At 30.3% G+C, this 18428-nt stretch carries 21 protein-coding genes; 6 read left to right on the top strand and 15 right to left on the bottom strand.

Translation table 11 applies throughout. The annotated features are described in order from the left end of the window. Positions 1–102: 102 nt before the first annotated feature. From glmS to JH146_RS03040, 3 genes are read left to right on the top strand one after another with little or no spacing between them, the layout of a single operon-like run. A complete protein-coding gene (gene glmS, locus JH146_RS08550) occupies positions 103–3408 on the top strand; it encodes a glutamine--fructose-6-phosphate transaminase (isomerizing) (RefSeq protein ID WP_081874454.1) in 3306 nt (1101 codons plus the stop codon). 59 nt (positions 3409–3467) lie between these two features. After that, entirely contained in the window at positions 3468–3950 is a 483-nt protein-coding gene (locus JH146_RS03045) for a hypothetical protein (RefSeq protein ID WP_048201637.1), read from the top strand. A 28-nt stretch (positions 3951–3978) separates the two neighbouring features. Beyond that, positions 3979–4512, top strand: a complete 534-nt coding sequence (locus JH146_RS03040; RefSeq protein ID WP_048201636.1) for an adenylate kinase family protein — start codon at positions 3979–3981, stop codon at positions 4510–4512. On the opposite strand, the gene JH146_RS03035 is transcribed toward JH146_RS03040, so the two are convergent. The 6 genes from JH146_RS03035 to JH146_RS03010 all read right to left on the bottom strand — a co-directional run bounded on the left by JH146_RS03035 (position 4488) and on the right by JH146_RS03010 (position 8528). Beyond that, positions 4488–6029, bottom strand: a complete 1542-nt coding sequence (locus tag JH146_RS03035) for a carbamoyltransferase C-terminal domain-containing protein (protein ID WP_048201635.1) — start codon at positions 6027–6029, stop codon at positions 4488–4490. The two genes, JH146_RS03040 and JH146_RS03035, sit on opposite strands and share 25 nt — an antisense overlap. A gap of 15 nt (positions 6030–6044) precedes the next feature. Then, a complete protein-coding gene (locus JH146_RS03030; protein WP_048201634.1) occupies positions 6045–6338 on the bottom strand; it encodes an MTH1187 family thiamine-binding protein in 294 nt (97 codons plus the stop codon). Positions 6339–6403: 65 nt separating this feature from the next. Next, on the bottom strand, positions 6404–6895 hold the full coding sequence (locus tag JH146_RS03025; protein ID WP_048201633.1) for a transcriptional regulator: 492 nt from the start codon (positions 6893–6895) through the stop codon (positions 6404–6406). 60 nt (positions 6896–6955) lie between these two features. Then, the gene (locus JH146_RS03020) at positions 6956–7462 is read right to left on the bottom strand and encodes a hypothetical protein (RefSeq protein WP_236953681.1); all 507 of its coding nucleotides are present in this window, start codon (positions 7460–7462) and stop codon (positions 6956–6958) included. Between the two features lie 28 nt (positions 7463–7490). Then, positions 7491–8219, bottom strand: coding sequence for a KaiC domain-containing protein (locus JH146_RS03015; protein WP_048201632.1), 729 nt, complete (start codon positions 8217–8219; stop codon positions 7491–7493). A gap of 21 nt (positions 8220–8240) precedes the next feature. Beyond that, the gene (locus JH146_RS03010; RefSeq protein WP_048201631.1) at positions 8241–8528 is read right to left on the bottom strand and encodes a hypothetical protein; all 288 of its coding nucleotides are present in this window, start codon (positions 8526–8528) and stop codon (positions 8241–8243) included. 127 nt (positions 8529–8655) lie between these two features. Here JH146_RS03010 and JH146_RS03005 point away from each other — a divergent pair, with 127 nt between their 5' ends. Continuing rightward, positions 8656–9561, top strand: a complete 906-nt coding sequence (locus tag JH146_RS03005) for a coenzyme F420-0:L-glutamate ligase (protein ID WP_048201630.1) — start codon at positions 8656–8658, stop codon at positions 9559–9561. Here JH146_RS03005 and JH146_RS03000 read toward each other — a convergent pair. The 3 genes from JH146_RS03000 to JH146_RS02990 form a co-directional block, all read right to left on the bottom strand. Beyond that, entirely contained in the window at positions 9517–10485 is a 969-nt protein-coding gene (locus tag JH146_RS03000; protein ID WP_048201629.1) for a respiratory chain complex I subunit 1 family protein, read from the bottom strand. The two genes, JH146_RS03005 and JH146_RS03000, sit on opposite strands and share 45 nt — an antisense overlap. Positions 10486–10507: 22 nt before the next feature. After that, complete coding sequence (locus JH146_RS02995; protein ID WP_048201628.1) at positions 10508–10954, bottom strand: NADH-quinone oxidoreductase subunit B family protein; 447 nt, start codon at positions 10952–10954, stop codon at positions 10508–10510. 87 nt (positions 10955–11041) lie between these two features. Further along, on the bottom strand, positions 11042–12142 hold the full coding sequence (locus JH146_RS02990; protein ID WP_048201627.1) for a GTPase: 1101 nt from the start codon (positions 12140–12142) through the stop codon (positions 11042–11044). 180 nt (positions 12143–12322) lie between these two features. On the opposite strand from JH146_RS02990, the gene JH146_RS02985 reads away from it, so the two are divergent. Beyond that, complete coding sequence (locus tag JH146_RS02985) at positions 12323–13024, top strand: TIGR00703 family protein (protein WP_048201626.1); 702 nt, start codon at positions 12323–12325, stop codon at positions 13022–13024. 23 nt (positions 13025–13047) lie between these two features. Continuing rightward, positions 13048–13296 carry a hypothetical protein gene (locus JH146_RS02980; protein ID WP_048201625.1) on the top strand — a complete coding sequence of 83 codons (249 nt, stop codon included), beginning with the start codon at positions 13048–13050 and terminating at the stop codon, positions 13294–13296. A 106-nt stretch (positions 13297–13402) separates the two neighbouring features. Here the strand turns inward: JH146_RS02980 and ade are convergent, their stop codons facing one another. The 6 genes from ade to JH146_RS02950 form a co-directional block, all read right to left on the bottom strand. After that, on the bottom strand, positions 13403–15073 hold the full coding sequence (gene ade / locus JH146_RS02975; RefSeq protein ID WP_173400806.1) for an adenine deaminase: 1671 nt from the start codon (positions 15071–15073) through the stop codon (positions 13403–13405). Continuing rightward, positions 15070–15726 (bottom strand): DUF5612 domain-containing protein, encoded by a 657-nt coding sequence (locus JH146_RS02970; RefSeq protein WP_048201624.1) that lies wholly within the window; start codon positions 15724–15726, stop codon positions 15070–15072. Before JH146_RS02970 ends, ade begins: the two co-directional genes overlap by 4 nt. A 112-nt stretch (positions 15727–15838) precedes the next feature. Beyond that, entirely contained in the window at positions 15839–16036 is a 198-nt protein-coding gene (locus JH146_RS08630) for a hypothetical protein (protein WP_153232489.1), read from the bottom strand. An 88-nt stretch (positions 16037–16124) separates the two neighbouring features. Beyond that, positions 16125–17402 carry a histidinol dehydrogenase gene (hisD, locus tag JH146_RS02960; RefSeq protein ID WP_048201623.1) on the bottom strand — a complete coding sequence of 426 codons (1278 nt, stop codon included), beginning with the start codon at positions 17400–17402 and terminating at the stop codon, positions 16125–16127. Between the two features lie 58 nt (positions 17403–17460). After that, positions 17461–17937, bottom strand: coding sequence for a DUF2085 domain-containing protein (locus tag JH146_RS02955; protein ID WP_173400805.1), 477 nt, complete (start codon positions 17935–17937; stop codon positions 17461–17463). Between the two features lie 10 nt (positions 17938–17947). Next, positions 17948–18343: a hypothetical protein gene (locus tag JH146_RS02950; protein WP_052352069.1), complete on the bottom strand. Its 396-nt coding sequence runs from the start codon at positions 18341–18343 to the stop codon at positions 17948–17950. Between the last annotated feature and the right edge of the window lie 85 nt (positions 18344–18428).

Raw genomic sequence — 18428 nt, 5'->3', positions numbered from 1 at the left:
ATAATATTTAAAAGAGAAGTTAAAGTTAATGATAATATTATTGTTTAGTAAGCTTTAACTATTTATTACTTTAGGAAATATTTAGGTTTATCGGTGAAATATATGTGTGGTATTATTGGCTATATAGGTAATGATAAGGCATCAAAAATATTATTAAATGGCTTGAGAAGGTTAGAATATAGAGGATATGACAGCTGTGGGATTGGAGTTGTTGATAATAATGATAAATTAATTATTAAAAAAAATGTGGGTAAAGTTGAAGAGGTTGCTGAAAAAGAGGGATTTTTAGATGTTGAGGGAAATATTGGATTGGGACATTGTTTGCATCCTAATACTTATGTTATACTCCCAGATGGAAGAATGAAGAAGATTTCTGAAATTGATAGAGAGGAGGAGGTTTTATCAGTTAATTTTAAGGATTTAAAACTATATAATAAAAAAATTAAAAAGTTTAAACATAAAGCACCAAAGGAGTTGTATAAAATAAAGACAGTATTTTCTGAGCTTATTACCACTGGAGAACATAGATTGTTTGTTGTAGAGAATGGAAAAATAGTTGAAAAACCTGTTAAAGATTTGAATGGAAATGAGTTAGTTGGTATAGTGAGAAAATTAAATTATAACTTTGACGATAGTGTTGAGTTTAAAGATGTTTATGTTGAAAGGCATTATAAGTTAGATGATACAATAAGAAATAAACTAAGAAAAATTAGAGAAAAATTGGGATTAACAAGAAAAGATGTTGAGAATTTGAGTGGTGTAAAAGAGAGATATATTGCAAAAATTGAAAATGGAAAATTGGAAAGTATTGAAGAAGAGAGATTAAAGAAATTATGCTCCCTCTATGGCATCAACTTTGAAGAGATTATAGACAAAGATAATTTGCATTATACAAATCCAGTCAAATTTCCAAAAACTCCTACTCCAGAATTAATGCAAATTATTGGTTATATTATTGGGGATGGATATTTCCCTTCAAATAGAATATTGAGATTGAAAGATGAAAGAAAAGAAGTTTTAGAGAAATACAATCAACTGTTTAAAAATGTCTTTAACTTAGAAGGAAATATTAAGAAAGGAGATGGTAATCATTACATATTGGAAATAAACAGCAAATACTTAGTTGATTGGTTTAAAGAAAACATTCCAGAGTTATTTAATAAAACAGGTTATGAGAAAACTCCAGAATTTGTATTTAGATTAAATAATGACTTAGTAGCATCATATTTAAGGGGAATATTTGACGCAGAAGGTTATGTGGGAATTAATGCTAAGCAGATTGGTATAGGAATGACTTCTGAATGCTTTATAAAAGAGATTCAGTTTTTATTGTTAAGATTTGGAATTTTGGCCTCATATTCAAAAACAAAGAGAAGAGAGGAAAATTGGAATGATGCTCATAAACTATACATAAGTGATAAAAAGTCCTTTGAGTTGTTTAAAAAATACATTGGCTTTACTGCAAAGGATAAAATGGAAAAATTAAATAATATATTAAATAAAATGAAAGGGCTTAACTTTAGGTATATTTCAGTCCCACTGACTAAAAAAGAAATTAGAAAATTTGTAGGAGTTCCATTAAAAACAATAAAAAATGAAGATAACTATTGCACCGATTACACAATAGAAAAAATCATTGAAGAATTAAATAGCAAAGGGCTGTCTGATAAAGCAAACTACCTCAAGAAATTCTTAGATGCAGATATAGTTTGGACAAAATTTGAGATTGAGAAAATTGAATCAGATGTTGAGTATGTTTATGATTTGGAGGTTGAAGATTACCATAACTTTATTGGAAACTTAATAATTAATCATAACTCGAGATGGGCCACTCACGGAAATGTAAGTAAAGAAAACGCTCACCCTCATACTGACTGTAAAGAAGAGATTGCAGTAGTTCATAACGGAATCATCTCTAATTATAAGGAGTTAAAAGAAGAGTTGATAAAGAAGGGGCATAAATTTAAATCAGAAACAGATACAGAGATTGTTCCTCATCTAATTGAAGAGGAGTTAAAAAAATTTGAAGAAATTAATGAAGAAAACTATATAAAGGCTGTTAAAAATGCAGTTAAAAAATTAAATGGAACTTATGCATTAGTTATAATAAACAAAAACTTCCCAAATCTATTAATTGGAGCAAGAAATGAAAGCCCATTAATATTGGGCGTTGGAGATAACTGCTATTTTTTAGGGAGTGATATTACAGCTTTCTTAGATTATACAAATAAAGCAGTTCCTTTAGAAGATGGAGATATAGTGATAATTAAAAAGAAAGATAACGGCTATGAAGTAAGTATAGAAAATAATGGACATATTGTTGAAAGAAAGATAATGGAAATTGATTGGGATATTAGCTCTGCTGAAAAAATGGGTTATCCTCACTTTATGCTAAAAGAAATTATGGAACAGCCAGAGATTTTAAAGGTTTCTGCTAAGATATCTGCTGAAGAAATTAAAGAATTGGCAAAATGTATCAAAGATTATGATAGGGTTTATTTTGTAGCTATGGGAACCTCTTTACATGCAGCAATGGTTGCTGAGTATTTATTTGCAAAACTTGGAAAGCTTGTTATTGCTTGTGATGCATCCGAGTTTTTAAATAAAGGGGTTGTTGATGATAAAACATTGGTTATAGGAATTACACAAAGTGGAGAAACTTATGATACATTAAAAGCTTTAAGATTTGCTAAGAAAAATAAAGCTAAAACAGGGGTTATAGTTAATGTTTTAGGAAGTACAGCTACAAGAGAGGTGGATATAACAGTTATGATGGGAGCAGGAATAGAGATAGCCGTCTGTGCAACTAAAACCTACACTTCTCAATTGATGATATTATACAGGTTGTTTATCGAATATGGAAAGCTCTTGGGTAGAGATATGAGCAGATATGAAAAAGAGATTGATAAGATTCCTGAGTATATAAAGCAAGTTTTAGATAAAAAAGATATAATTAAAGAAATAGCCAATAATCTAAAAGTAAATAACTATATATTCATCTCTAAAGGGATAAATATTGCAAGTGCATTAGAAGGGGCTCTGAAATTTAAAGAAATAACTTATTTACATGCAGAGGGGATGAGTGGGGGGATGTTAAAGCATGGAACTATATCTCTAATTGATAAAAACATGGATACTGTAGCTATTGTCCCTCCAAGAGATTCATCCGTATTTAATTCTATATTGTCAAATATTGAAGAAGTTAGGGCAAGAGGAGGAAAGGTTATAGCTATAACTCCAATTGAAATAGAGGGAGCTGAAAATATCATAGTTCCAGAAGTGATTGAGGAGATTTCTCCAATTGTTTATGCTCCAGCTTTCCAATTATTGGCTTATTATAAAGCTGTTGAGCTTGGAAGAGATGTGGATAAGCCAAGAGGTTTAGCTAAGAGTGTTACTGTTGAATAAGTTAAATTTATATAATAAAATATAAAATAACATTTTAAAATTTGGAAGAGGGAAGAGTTATGGTTATAAAAAAAATTATAAAGAAGATTAGAGGGAATAAAGATTTGCCCACACCAGTTGAAGTTCCTGATGAGGAATATATAGTTATTGGAGAGGAAAAGCCAGCTTACATATTGGAGAGTGAGACAGAAACTGAATCAGAAGTTTTAGAGCCCAAAGAATCTGAGGAAGAGGTAAAAGAAATAGAAGAAGTTGTCAAGGTAGAAAAGATTCTACCAAAATTGTATGTTGTTAGGATTAAACATCCTTTGGACTTTGAAAATATAAAGGACAGAATTCCAGAGTATGACGTTGTAATTGTAAATTTTGAAGAGGTGCCATTTGAATCTATTCTGAAAGAACTTAATGAATTTAGGGATTATATGAATGTTTTAAATTACAAATTGGGGTTTGTTGCTGAAAATGTGCTGTTAGCTTATAGGGATGATGTAATGTTGGATAAATACATTTCAGATATTACTGATGACGCTGAAAATGTATAAAAATTTTTATTTTTTATTTGGTGGTTAAATGAGAATAGCAATAACTGGAACTCCAGGAGTTGGGAAAACAACGGTATCAAAAGTTTTAGGAGACAAATTAGGAATAAAAGTTATTGATATAACTGAAGCTGTTAAAAAATATAAACTATACACTGAAAAAGATGAAGATATGGACTCTTACGTTATTGATTTTGAGAAATTAGAAAAATTCGTTAGTGAGATTGAGGAGAAAGAAAAAACTATTATATTAGATGGCCATGTATCTCATCTTTTAAATCCTGACTATATTATTGTGCTTAGATGCAATCCAGAGATTATTAAAGAAAGGTTAGAAAAGAGAGGTTATAAGCCAAAAAAGGTTTTAGAGAATGTTCAGGCAGAGATTTTAGATGTCTGCCTATGTGAGAGTAAAGGCAAAGTTTATGAGATAGATACAACAAGCAGAGATGTTGAAGATATAGTTGATGAGATTGTTGAAGCAATAAAACATAAAAAAGAAAGGAAAGGGATTGTAAATTGGACAGAGGAATATTTTGATTACTTAACCTTGGAAATTAAATAATTTCCTAACAACAAAGCATCAAAATCTGCCCTTAAAAAGCTATTTATTGCATCTTTCTCATTGCAAACTATTGGCTCGCCATGTAAATTAAAAGAAGTATTTAAAACAACTGGAATGCCTATAGAGTCGTAGATATATTTTATTATTTCATAGTATGTTTTGTTTGACTCTTTTTTTAATGTTTGAGGCCTTGTAGTTTTATCCACGTGGATAACTCCCTCTATTTCTTTTATCTTATCTTCTTTAACTTTAAATATTTGGGTCATAAATGGGGAGTATCGTGGGTTTATTAAATACTCATCTACAAACTCATACAGTATTGTTGGAGCAAATGGCATAAACCAACTTCTTTTTAACTTTTTGTTAATTTTCTCTTTATTTTCTTTTGTTGGTAAAGCTATAACGCTTCTATTACCCAAAGCTCTCGGCCCAAACTCCATTTTTCCTCTTACTAAACATACAACATTATTTTCAACTATTAAATTTCCAATAATTTCTGGAATTTCCTTTTCTTCAATGAAATCTATTTTATAGTCATTAAGTTTGTTTTTTAATTCATCTAAAATTTTTTCAACTTTTTTATTATCTATCTCATATCCAAAGTATGTGTTGTTTATGTTTATCCTATCTATCTTTTTGTCAGCTAAACTTGCCCCTAAACAAAGTCCTTCATCCCCCATAAAAGGTGGAACAAATAAATTGTATTTTTCGGCTATTTTTGAATTTAATTTAACGTTTTGAGCTACTCCACCAACAAAAACGATATTATTTATATTATATTCATTAGATAAATCATCAATTGCCTTTAAAACAATATTTTCTAAAGTTCTTTGAGCAAATTTGGATATTCTAACCTTATCTTCAAAAGATAATTGGCTTTTATCTTTTACTATAAGTTTTTTTAATGCTTTGGTAGCTTCATAGCCAATAACTCTTAAATAGTTTTTAAATGATTTTAATTCTGTTATATAGTCAATAGTTGTCAAATCTATATCATCTTCTCCTTCGTAAGAAGATAGAGACATAACTTTTCCTTCATCTTCCATAGGTTTGAATCCTAAAAGCTCAGTTATTGATGCGTAAAAATCACCAACGGAATCAATCAAATCACTTTGAGCTATAATTTCCAAGTTATTTTTGTTTGCTATGGATGCTAAAAAAGATAACCCATCCCCTCCCCCATCTATTGAAATAACTAAAGCTTCTTTAAACTCTGACAACTTAAATAAATATGAATGGGCCATATGGTGATAAAAATAGAGAAATTTTTTATTTATTTTGTTTTGAAATTCTTTTAATTTTCTTATTCTTTCTCCTCTCCTAAAAACTCCACCAATAGAAACATAGTCAATTTCATTATCTTTAACTTTATTTAAAATATAATTTATTGATTTTTCTGGAAATCCTCTCTGATTTTTCTTCCTTGTAAATCTCTCCTCACTCATTGCAAATAAAATTTTATCTTTATCTATTAAAGAAGCACTTGCATTATGCCCATCACAAATTCCGAGAATCATACAAACACCACAAAATTATAGCTCTCCAATCGCTTTCAATTTTCTTTCAATTGTGTTTTCTTTATCTTTCCTTTCATCAATTTTTAAATTACTCACAACTCTATCAACGTCATTTAAAACCGTTGAGTGAGCTTCTTTAAAAGCTTTTAAAATTTCATCTAAATCTCCTTCCAACACAGTTCCCATAGCGTTTGTCTCAACCTTTAAATCATATTTTTTAAAAACTTCAATTGCTTTTTTAACGTACTTTGAAACACTTGCTCCTTTTCCCAAAGGAATTATGGAGACTTCAGCTACCACTCTTCTCATTATAATCACCTAAAAATTATAAAAATAACTAAAACATTAAAAGATAAAATAGATGAAAAGCTTATTTATTCTTCTAAATCACTTAATAATTCTTTTAATTTCTCTTTAACTTTTTCTAATTTGTTAGCTAACTGTTCGTTCTCTTTCTTAAGTTTTTCAATTTCTTCTTCTAACTTCTTAATATCTGACAATTTTTCTAACTCTTCTTTTCTAACAACAGCTTCTAAGAATTTCTCTACCTCTTCAATATTTAATTCTCCTCTCTTCATCATCTCGTAGGTTTCTCTAACAAGCTTTCCTGCTTTTGTTTCTCCTTTTAAATGCTTTCTAATTGTTTGTTCAGTTCTTCCTAATTCATCTGCAATTTCTCTTATTGTATATCCAGCTTTCTCTCTTGCTAAAGCTCCTGAAGCAATAGCTAAAGAATCAACCCATGTAACTTTCTCTACAGGGTCTTTTATTAACTCTAAAATCTCAGGTCTAAATAATGTTCCCAATATTAAAACATGCTCTAATTTGTCTATTTCTGTCTTAGATGTTGGAACTAATGGTATCATAGTCATCCCCCACAAAATCTTTTATTTTTATTTTATTTCTAATATTATTTTATAGATTGTTTAGTATTTAAAGCTTTTGCGGATTTCATAAACAATACTTGCAATTAAAAATATAACAACAGGAATAACAAAAAATAAAGTAACTGTTATTGGAGAGGCAATATTATGTTTGCCCATATACTCAGAGATTTTAAGGGATTCTAAAATTACTGATATCACAATAGCATTCCCAACAAATCTTTTTTCATACTTAGATAATGGGACTTTTTTGAGAAATAAAAACCTTAGCAAAAAATATATTCCTGTTAAAAATATTCCAAATGATGCAATTGGATGAATTACCTCAAATAGAAAACTAAGATTTTTCATAACCAACCAATTTATGAGAAAGGCAAGAATTACACTTAAAATACTAAAAATCATTTTTAGACGATTCTCTTTGAATGTTGGAAAATAATCTATCAACCTTAATCCCGTAAGCTTTATGAATATCAAATATAACCCAAGAATGAAAGCAATTCCTAAAAATAGTAAAGTAAAAATAAACATATAAAAATATACATCCATATTCATCCCAAATATTTTATTTAAGGTTTTATCTAACTTTCAATACTTTATCTGAATATACAATGATTCCTTCATCAGTTATATCAAATGGATGTCTCTTCAGTGAATGGCTTGTTCCTCTCATCTTCCAGACAATTAAGCTCCTCTTTAACTCTCCATTAATTTCATCCAAATCTAATCTTATAATCCCATCTACTGCATGCTCAACTCCTGGCCCTCCAAAACCCCTCTCCCCAACAGATATTTGAGAAGTGAATATAGCTGTGCATCCTAAACCAGAGATAACTCTCTTTAATAAAAATACTGTCCTCCTTGCCATCATTGGCTTATTTATATATAAGGTGGTTACTGAATCAATCCCTATTCTCTTAGCTCCAATATCATTTATAGCAGTTTTTAAGACATCTATCAACTCTCTTTCATCATTTGGGTCATTTACAACATACTTCTCTCTTTTTGCAGCACTTCCAATACCATAGGTAAAGGCATCTATTATAGCAAATTTTCCTTCTTCTTCTAACTTTCTAACATCCCATCCAAACTGTTTCATATTCTCTCTAATTTGAACTGGATGTTCTTCTAAAGCTACTAAAACACTTGGCTCATTGTATTCAACAGTCCCTTTGTATAAAAATTGCTGACAGAATATAGATTTTCCAGTTCCAGGACCTCCAGATAATAGAACAACGTTTCTTTCAGGTATTCCACCATGTAGGATATCATCCATTCCAGGAATTCCAGTTTTTACTTTTTTCATGTTATCACCTTTTTTGTCCTATTAATCCCTCTCACTAAATGACCTCATTTCCAATTTCTTTTCAGGAATATCATCTAAGAACATTAATGAACCTTGTATCTCTATAGCACAAACTTTTGATGGGTCAATAATGGCAAATGACTTACTTTCCATATTCCAAATTATTACCGGGTCTTTTTTTCCAGTCCATAGATATTTTAATATGCCATTTTTTAAGTGTGTAACTGCATCAAAATCATATTCGCCTTCTATTGTGTTACCTTCGAAATAGACTTTTACATATAGTTTGTCTATCTTCCTTCTTGGCATACTCCCCCACATAGTTAAATTTTGATTTTATTCTAACAGAATAATACTTTATCAATTAGGTATATTTATAAATATCCTATCCAATTCAATATAGCTAAGACAAAATGCTATTATAACATGTGAGAATATGAAAGCTTACCCTATTAAAACAAAATACATAAAAAGAGGGGAAAATTTTATTCCAACTGTTGTTGAAGCAATAAAAAATAGTGGAATTAAATTAGAGGATGGGGATTTTGTTGTATTAAGTGAAAAGATGGTTTCAACTGCTGAGGGAAATTTTGTTGATGAAAGTAAATTTAAACCAGGAATTTTAGCTTATTTTTGTTACTATTGGTCAAAATATCTTTGGGGATATGTTCTTGGAAAGTTGTTGAAAGTTAAAGAAGATAAAATAAAAAATTTAAGGAATATGCCAAAAGAAGAGACATTAAAGCATAAACAAACAATTATAGAAACTGTTGGGTTAATATATGCTTTAAAACCTTATGCTGAAGGTGGAATTGATTTAACAAATGTTCCCGGAACTTATGCCTGTCCTCTTCCAAAAAATCCAAAAAAATGGGCTGAAGAGCTATATAAAGAGATAAAAAAGGAATTGGGTGTTGATGTAGTTGTTATGGTTGCTGATACTGATGCCACCTATAGAGTTTTAAATTTTTATGTTACTGCTCTCCCCTATGCTATAAATGGAATATTAAGTGGAATTGGTGTTTTTGGTTTTATTCTTGGAAGATTAGCAGATGTTTTAAAGATTGGTGGATTTGCTGGATGTACACCATTAGCAATAGCTGGAAATGAAAAACATTACAAAAAATATTCAATTGGTGAGCTTGTTAGAATAGCTTTTATCTGTGATAGAGTGCATAAAACAATAAAAAACATTAATGAAGTTTTGGAAAAGTATAATATCTATATCATAACTGAAGAGATTTTAGAAAAATTGGAGCATACACCAGTAGTTATTGTGAAGATGAAAGAGCAGTATTTACCACCCGAGCAAAGCAAAGATAAATCCAATAGCTCCAATTAGTGTTGCTACAAATGAGACAGGATATATTTGTTTAAATAAAAGCACTGGGGAAAATGCTCTAACAAATGTTGCTAATATTGGAAATGCTATAGCTATAGCAAAGTTTTCAATGATTGTTATTGGATTATTTATGTCAGGGGCTATTCCTAAATATAGAGTGGCAAATAAACTTCCTAAGGTTATTAATAAAAGCTCTTTACTTGCTAAATATAAAGCCCTATACTTAGCCATTAATTCCATTGTAGGGCCTTCAATAACATCCGCCTTTGTGTGAGTTATTGAGAATGGATATTCTTTAATCATTATAACATAGCCAATGAAATAGCATATAGCTCCAAATATTCCAGCTAATGAGAATAAAAACGGCTCTCCAACAATATCTTTTAAAAATATGCTATTTTTTTGAATAAATGGAAGGAAAATTGCCAAATAAAATGGAAATGAACCAATGGTTATCATTTTAAAGCTTCTTATAGCCCCTAACTGTTCCAATGAAAGTTTTAAAGTTTTTATAAATGGGGTTCCCTTACACTCATCTATAAATGGCATCCTCCAACCCATAATTGAAAATGCTAAAGAGCCAAGAATAACATACATCATCTCTTCCAATTTTAGCAAACCAACAATACCAATAACGTTAGATAATATATAGAAAGATGTTATTGATGTTATAGCTAATATAGCCCATAAAACAGCTATAGATAACAAAGGCAATAAATTATATAACTTTGGCAAGTTAGCATCAGGTGTTTTTGTCTCTTTAAATAGAAACTTAAAAAATGCCCAAAATCCGGGGGCTAATATACTTGGTCCTATTCTTTGTTGTATTCTTGCTTCTATCTTTCTCTGAATTCCTGGAATATAGGTTGAGATTGCAAAAGCCAATGCAGGGATTCCAATTATTGAAATAATTTTATCAATCATAACTATCCCTCATTAAAAAATCTTATTTTCCTTCAATAACCTTTGGTAGAGCTTTAACTATCCCAGCTATAATATCTTCAGGTCTTGGGGCACAGCCAGGTACTTTAACATCAACTGGAATTATATTTTCAACAGGCCCAGCTACAAAATCTGAAGTTCCTAAATCTCCTCCAATGTTTTTATAAACTCCCCCCATTAATGCACAAGCCCCTACAGCAACAACTGCTTTTGGCTCTGGAATCTTTTCATAAATTTTTCTTAAAGATTCAGCAACGACCTTGGTAACACAGCCAGTAACAACTAAAATATCAGCTTCTCTTGGATTAAATGTTAAAAAAACATTATACTGTTCAGCATCATAAAAAGGTGAAAACACAGCATTAACAACTTCGATATCGCATGCGTTACATCCACCAGTATAAACAAGCATAACATGAATGCACTTCTTCCTTGCCATTTTTTTAATCATGATGCCACCGATACTTTATTAACAATTTATCATTATCATTAATGACAAATTGATTATAATTAAAATATAAATAGGTTATGGTAGTTTTTATTTAGCTTTACCAACAGCTACATAGATATTGTTAGCTCCAATTTTATCTCCAAACTTCGAAAAAATCTCTATATCTTTCTCTTTACACAGATTTTCTACTTTCTTTCTACAAGCATCTCTTGTTTTCTCCCCAAAAGATATAACAACTATATTTCCATCTATTTCTTCAAAACCTAAGACAGGTTTTTTTATCTTTTTATATAATTCATCAAAATCTTTTAAATGAGTTATAATCATTTTAGCATCTTCAATAAATGGGAAATCTTTCAAATGTTTTGTTATGAATGAGATATCTCTATCTCTATCTTGCCCATATTTCTTTAAATCTACTTTGTAGTAGTTGAGTTTCCCATCTTGATACTCTTTTATAACTGTTTTTGCTGTTCTAATTAAATCTACCTCTCCGCCTTTAGTTAAATACCCTCTTTTATTACCAATCTTTTTTAACAGTTCCTCATCAACTTTTTCATAATCAACGCCAAAATATTCTTTTATTATTGAGTTATCAAAATTATCTATCCTACTCAAAATTTTTAGAGCTGGAGGGATAGGGTTTTCTACTTTTTCTAATCTCAAAGCTCCACTTATAACCAAATCATCTTCATCTCTCATCTCCAAAACTCCAGGAGTGTCCATAAGCTTAATATTTTTTGTTAGTTTAACCCACTGCTCTCCTTTAGTTAAACCAGCTACACTTCCAGTTAATGCCTTTCTCTTCCCGGTTAATGCGTTAATAATAGAGGATTTTCCAACGTTTGGATAACCAACAATTCCAACTTTTCCTTCTTTTTTACCCATTTCTTTTAAAGATTTTTTTATCATCTCTCTTAAAATTTTTGTCCCTAATCTTCTTTTAGCAGATACAAATACTGTATTTTCTCCAAAAATTTTTTTCCATCTTTCTAAAATATCTTTTGGAACTAAATCAGCTTTATTTAAAACATAAATTAGTTTTTTCCCTTTGGCTTTAATTTTTTTCTCCAACTCTCTGTTTCTTGTCATCTCAGGGTCTCTTGCATCTAAAACTAATAAGATGACATCACATTCATCAATAATCTTATTAACTATCTTTTTTACTGGCACTTTCTTGTATCTCATAACCATCACCTAAAGGATGTTATATACTATTTTCATTTATATTTTTTATCAATGAATATAATTAAACAAATTTATAAATCTGCCAATTATAGAAAAATATTTATAGAACTTCAAACACATTATTATACTGTAAAACAAAAATTTAATTTAAAAAAATTATTATAAATAAAAGGTGATATTTTGGCAGTAGATGCAAAAGAAGTAGAAATAATAAATACTTTAGTTTTTGAAACATTGGGAAATCCAGAGAAAGAGAGGGAATTTAAGTTAAAATCATTGAAAAGATGGGGATTTGACTTAATATTTGGTAAAATAGATGGGAAGGAAACATACTTTACTGTTGAGTTGGATGAAAGAAAAGCTGGAGATAAGTTCTCAAAAGATGGAAAGGAATACGAAGTTATTGAAGTTCTCGAAGAATTACCAAAGAACACTGAATTATATGCACACATAGAGATGGAGATGGGAAGGGCATATATTGTCTGCCAATTAAGAGATGAAGATGAGAAAAATACAGAAGTTTTAAGAGTTCCAGCTGCTGCATTATTGTTAGCTTTCTTCAAAAAGAACAAATTAGGAAACTTAATTAAAGCCATAAAAAATGTTGGAATTAGCTCAGAACTTTCCATGCAAAATGGGGTTGGAGGAAAGCCACTATCTTATGATGAGCTTCCAAACGTTGCAAGAAGGTTTATAAGAAGTGCAAGAAAGGTTGAAAAAGAGACCGGATTTGGAAGGTTATCATTTGCTTACTATGGGGAAACAAAAGATGGTGAGCCAAGATATTGGTTTAGTTGGCTATTGCCAACAATTGCTTTATTTGACTTAGATATAGCTAAGAAAGCTAATGATACAATTGGAATTTTGAAGGTTTCTGAATAAATAAAAAATTTGGGGTGGGAAAAATGATTTATGGTGTTTTGCTGAATATTCCTGAAAAACATGCTACAAAGTATGAAGATTTAATTAGAAAAATAATTGGGGAAGGTATAGCAAGAGGGGATATCTTATCATTTACAGAAGCAAGATACAGTGGGGATGTTGCTTTTGTTATGTTAGCAAGGTCAAGAAGAGCTGCTGAAAAAGTTTATCAGCAACTTAAAGAACATCCAATCTATGTAAAAGTTATAGAGATTGAAGGTAAGGGAGATTAAATAGAGTGTTTTTCAAAATATAATGAGAAATAAGGTAATTATATAAGCCCGAAGGGCTTATAAGTTCATCAAAAAATTTTAATAACTTTGAAAAACACTCTATAAATTAGATAAATAAATCAACTAACTGCATATTTTTAACTAAACCTTTATCAGTTATTTTTAACTCTGGAATTACTGGAAGGGAAAAGAAGCTCATGCTCAAGAATGGATTATCAAAAGAACTCCAATTTTCTATTTTTTTATACAAAGCGTTAATCTTCTCAAATACATATTTTCCATCATCTCCCATTATCCCTCCAACAGATAATGGAAGACATTCAACAATTTTTCCATCTTTAACAGCTATAAATCCTCCACCAATATCTTTTAATTTATTTACAGCTAATGCCAAATCTTTCTCATTATTTCCTATGGCTATTACATTATGGGAATCGTGAGCATAGGAAGACGCTAAAACTCCCTCTTCTAAGAAGTTGTATATTAAACCCTTTCCAATATTTCCAGTATTTTTATGTCTCTCTATAACGAATATTTTATTTATTGCATTTTCATTTAGTAATATTTTCACTTCCTCAACACTAAATATTAGTTCTTCAGTTATTAAAGAATCTTTTAATGGTTTTATTACCCTAACAAATCCATCTCTCTCTTTGTAATCAATCCCTTTAATTAAAAAATCGCCTTCGTTTTTATATGGGTATCTTAAGGTATTCATGAGCTTTTCAGGAATCTTTCTTTTTTTATTTTTATTTAGCTCATTTAAAACATCATCTAAAAATCTTCCTTTTATAACAATATCATAAACTTTAAAATTCTCCAAATCTTCAAAAATTACAAAACTTGCCTCATTTCCAGCTTTAATTCCAACATCAAACCCAAAATAATTTGCTGGATTAATTGTAACCATTTGAATGGCTTCAATTGGGGAAACGTAGTTGGTGGCTTTCCTTAAAATATTTAGCATATGGCCGTCTAAGTCTCTAACACAGACATCATCACTAACTAACATTATATTTCTAAAATCTTTTATCTTTTTGCATATATTAAGCAAATAGATGTTTTTTGATGCTGTTCCTTCCCTAACCATTAATTTTAATCCCAACCTAAGCTTTTCTAAAGCTTCATCTTCATCAACACTCTCATGGTCGCTCATAATTCCGTGAGATATATATTTGTTTAACTCATAGCCCCTTAACTTTGGACAATGCCCATCTATTAATTTATTGTATTTTTTAGCCACTTCTATCTTTTTTAACATCTTTTCATCTTCATTTATTACTGAAGGATAGTTCATAACCTCTCCTAAACCCAAAACCTTATCTAAAAGGATGAGTTCTTCAATATCTTCTGCTGTAATTTCTGCCCCACTCGTCTCTAAGTTTGTAGCTGGAACACAAGAAGGAAGCATAACATAAACATCCAAAATTTTGGCATCATTCAACATAAATAAAATTCCTTCTTTTCCAGCAATATTTGCTATTTCATGCGGGTCTATAACTACTTTGCTAACTCCACTTTTTAACACAAATTTTTCAAACTCTGATGGGATGAGATGGGAAGATTCTATATGGATATGAGCATCTATAAATGTTGGTGATAGATATTTACCTTTTAAGTCAATAACTTTAACTTCTTTTTTTGTTTTTTCAATTATTTTATCAATTTCATTATTTAAATCTACAAATGATATTTTATCTTTTTCAAATGCAACATTCCCTTTAACAACTTCTCCAGTATATACATCAATAATCCTTGCATTTTTGAAGACAATCATAAAACTCTCCCTTTAACCTTATTTATGTCAAATTTTGCTGTTTCAGCAATTGCCATAACTGCCAAAACTCCTGCTTGTAGAGGGTCTCCAACAACTAAATCAGCAACCTTAGGGACAGAACCAAACATCTTTAAGCTTATTACTGGAATGCCTGTCTTTTCCTTTAACTCTTTAACTGCTTCAGTTATCTTCCCTCCCATTAAAGAGCCAGCTAAAACCAAAATTCCCACTCTTGGTAGAGTTGCCACCGCCTTAACTGCCTCATATAAATTGTCTTCACCAACTATTGGGAGAGTATCGACACTAATCCTCTCTCCCCTTATATTATGCCTGTCTGCTTCACTTATGGCTCCTCTTGCAACTTCAGCCACTTGAGCTCCTCCGCCAATAATAATAACCCTCTTACCATAAATCTTTTTTAATGAGCTATGAATTTCAAAGCTCTTTACATACTCACAACTTTCCATTCTTCTCTTTAGTTCATCTATATCTTTAATACCTTCAACTTCCATATAAATAAAGCCAGTTTCACCATCATTTTTAATAAATTGTTGAGTATAAGTTATATTCCCCCCTAACTCAGAAAGAATTCCCGTAAGTTTGTGTAAAACTCCAACTTTGTTTTCTGCTTCTATACTTATCCCAATTTCCATGCTCTCACATTAAGAATTGTGTAATTTAGGATATAAAAACTTTAAAAGTATGAGTTGATTTTTGTAGAAGATTATAGATTTAAAGATTATAGATTTTATTTTATTATATATCTTAAAATCCTCCAAAGTCAGTGAAATCATCAACAGCATCAGTTATTGTTTCACTAACATTTTCTATTCCTTCTTCTATGTTTTCTCCAATATCTCCCTCTACCATACCATCTATAGCATCAGCTATTAGCTCTCCAGCTATAACTCCACCAGCAACAGCTGCGGCAGTTCCCAATAGGTTGTTATCTCTTTCAACCACAACTGTTCTATTAGCTGTTCTATTTACAGTTTCCTTCTTTCAAATAAAATTAATAAGATTAATGATGTCATAACCATCACACAAAAACTTATTTTAGTCTTCTTCTGACGGCTTCAGCATGTCCAAACAACCCTTCAGCTTCAGCTAATGTTATAACAATATCAGCAATATTTTTTAAGCTTTCTTTATCCAATTTTTGGAATGTTATTTTCTTTAAAAATGTCTCCACATTCAAACCAGAACTCATTCTTGCAAATTGTGAAGTTGGTAAAACATGATTAGTCCCAGAAGCATAATCTCCAACAGGAACTGGGCTATACTCTCCTAAAAATACACTTCCAGCATGTTTAATTTTATTTAAAACTTCTTCTGGGTTTTTGGTTAATATTTCCAAATGTTCTGGGGCGTATTTATTTGAGAATTCAATACACTCTTCTAAATCACCAATTAATATGGCAGAGTATTCTAAGGCTTTTAAAATAATCTCTTTTCTTTCAGCTTTTTCTATCTCATCAAATATTTTATTTTTAATTTCCTCTGCTTTCTTTTCAGATGTTGTTGTTATTATGCAAGAGGCATTAGGGTCGTGTTCAGCTTGAGCAATAAAGTCTAAAGCAACAAACTCTGAATCTGCTGTTTCATCAGCAATAATTAAAACCTCTGAAGGACCTGCTAAGAAATCTATAGCAACTTCTCCATAAACTATTTTTTTGGCTGTTGTTACATATATATTTCCAGGCCCTACAATAATATCAACCTTTGGAATTGTTTCTGTTCCATAAGCTAAAGCCCCTATAGCCTGAACTCCTCCAACTTTATAAATAGCTGAAACTCCAACAATATCTCCTGCTATTAATGTGGCAGGATTTCCTTTCCCTTCTTTTGTTGGTGGGGAAGTTATATATATCTCTCTACACCCAGCTACTTTTGCAGGGATTGTTGTCATTAAAACAGTTGAAGGATAGAAAGCCCTTCCTCCAGGAACATAGCATCCAACTTTTTCTATTGCTCTAACAACTTGTCCTAAAATTATTCCATTATTTTTAACATTTAAATCTTTTATTTGCTCCATTTGCTTTTTGTGGAAGAAATAAATGTTTTCCTTAGCTTTTTCTATTGCCTCAATAATTTTGTAATCTACTGAGTTATATGCCTCCTCTATTTCTTCTTCTGTAACTTTAAAATCTTCTATTTCTACACCATCAAACTTTTTTGTGTAATATTTTAATGCTTCATCCCCCTTTTCTTTAACGTCTTTCAAAATCTCCATCACTGTTGGCAATATTTCCTCAAAGTTAGCTTTATTCCTATTAATTATTTTTTCTTCCTCTTCTTTTGTTAATTCCTTAATTTTTTTGATTATCATTATTATCCCTCTCTAAGATTGCAAAATTATATTCTATCAAAAATTTGCATTTTTACGATTATTTTTTGTGGTTATATTTATATATTGCTTCTAAAAATGTTGGTAAAATATAAAAAACTCCCACAAATCCAGCAATAAAGCCAGTTACAAACCTTAATTCATTAAAACTCTCTCTCAATCCAATTAGTTGGGTAGTACCATCAACTACCAACGGTGTTAATGCAATTATTAAATACCATTTATTTGGAGTTTTAAAGTCGTTTAATTTTTTTAAAAATGGGTAAATAAACATTCCAATTAAAAAGCCTGTATAAATCCCAAAGCATCTTGCACAAACCGCCATTTTATGTTCAAAAATAAAGTAACTTCTTTGCGGCATTTGATGACATATTGTTGAATATATTGTGTAGAGTATAAAAGATACAAAATTCCAAAAATTTGAACTTTCCCCTAAGTAAGCAGAGTATGGTGCTAAAAATAAACCAAGATAAAAAATAGAAAAAATTATTAACCCAATAATGTAGTATTTTTTCATAATTAATCCCTTACTCTTTAACTTTTAGATACAATATAGCTCCAACAGCTCCCATAATTGCTCCAAAAATTATGCCAAATATTATGCTCAATACTCCACTAATCATTGTTAAACCCATTGAAGCCATCATTTCTTCTGAACTACTTGCAAATGGAATATTTATAAACATTGCAAATATTGTTCCCAATATTCCGCTTATGACTCCTGCAATTGCTCCACTAATTCCTCCTGCTAACGCGTAACTTTCAGTATCTAACATAGCTCCTGATTCTTTTATAAAGTGTGCGGTTATTGCCCCTGCAACAAGATTCATAATACAACAACAATTACAAATAGAACCCAAAATTCCTCCAATAACTCCCCCAATTATTATAGGCTTTAGCATAATATCGCTTTTGAATTTCATAATCCCACCAAAATTTTGGTATATTTTAGTTATTATGTTTTGATTGTATATAATTGTTTGGTTAATATAAAAAGATTTATAAAGT

This window comes from Methanocaldococcus bathoardescens (genome assembly GCF_000739065.1).
Lineage (GTDB): Archaea > AGJL01 > Methanococci > Methanococcales > Methanocaldococcaceae > Methanocaldococcus > Methanocaldococcus bathoardescens.
The sequence above is the reverse complement of the archived record's forward strand: the minus strand, read 5'-3'. Positions and strand labels throughout refer to the sequence as shown.

Bases quoted from the DNA above. Each gene is read 5' to 3' on its own strand.
- JH146_RS02990 (WP_048201627.1), bottom strand. From the start codon at position 12,142: ATGAGATACAAGAAAGTGCCAGTAAAAAAGATAGTTAATAAGATTATT.
- ade (WP_173400806.1), bottom strand. From the start codon at position 15,073: ATGATTGTCTTCAAAAATGCAAGGATTATTGATGTATATACTGGAGAA.
- JH146_RS03020 (WP_236953681.1), bottom strand. From the start codon at position 7,462: ATGGATGTATATTTTTATATGTTTATTTTTACTTTACTATTTTTAGGA.
- JH146_RS03030 (WP_048201634.1), bottom strand. From the start codon at position 6,338: ATGAGAAGAGTGGTAGCTGAAGTCTCCATAATTCCTTTGGGAAAAGGA.
- JH146_RS03025 (WP_048201633.1), bottom strand. From the start codon at position 6,895: ATGATACCATTAGTTCCAACATCTAAGACAGAAATAGACAAATTAGAG.
- JH146_RS03005 (WP_048201630.1), top strand. From the start codon at position 8,656: ATGAAAGCTTACCCTATTAAAACAAAATACATAAAAAGAGGGGAAAAT.
- JH146_RS02995 (WP_048201628.1), bottom strand. From the start codon at position 10,954: ATGATTAAAAAAATGGCAAGGAAGAAGTGCATTCATGTTATGCTTGTT.
- glmS (WP_081874454.1), top strand. From the start codon at position 103: ATGTGTGGTATTATTGGCTATATAGGTAATGATAAGGCATCAAAAATA.
- JH146_RS03000 (WP_048201629.1), bottom strand. From the start codon at position 10,485: ATGATTGATAAAATTATTTCAATAATTGGAATCCCTGCATTGGCTTTT.
- hisD (WP_048201623.1), bottom strand. From the start codon at position 17,402: ATGATAATCAAAAAAATTAAGGAATTAACAAAAGAAGAGGAAGAAAAA.
- JH146_RS03010 (WP_048201631.1), bottom strand. From the start codon at position 8,528: ATGCCAAGAAGGAAGATAGACAAACTATATGTAAAAGTCTATTTCGAA.
- JH146_RS02955 (WP_173400805.1), bottom strand. From the start codon at position 17,937: ATGAAAAAATACTACATTATTGGGTTAATAATTTTTTCTATTTTTTAT.
- JH146_RS03040 (WP_048201636.1), top strand. From the start codon at position 3,979: ATGAGAATAGCAATAACTGGAACTCCAGGAGTTGGGAAAACAACGGTA.
- JH146_RS02950 (WP_052352069.1), bottom strand. From the start codon at position 18,343: ATGAAATTCAAAAGCGATATTATGCTAAAGCCTATAATAATTGGGGGA.
- JH146_RS02980 (WP_048201625.1), top strand. From the start codon at position 13,048: ATGATTTATGGTGTTTTGCTGAATATTCCTGAAAAACATGCTACAAAG.
- JH146_RS03045 (WP_048201637.1), top strand. From the start codon at position 3,468: ATGGTTATAAAAAAAATTATAAAGAAGATTAGAGGGAATAAAGATTTG.
- JH146_RS03035 (WP_048201635.1), bottom strand. From the start codon at position 6,029: ATGATTCTCGGAATTTGTGATGGGCATAATGCAAGTGCTTCTTTAATA.
- JH146_RS02970 (WP_048201624.1), bottom strand. From the start codon at position 15,726: ATGGAAATTGGGATAAGTATAGAAGCAGAAAACAAAGTTGGAGTTTTA.
- JH146_RS03015 (WP_048201632.1), bottom strand. From the start codon at position 8,219: ATGAAAAAAGTAAAAACTGGAATTCCTGGAATGGATGATATCCTACAT.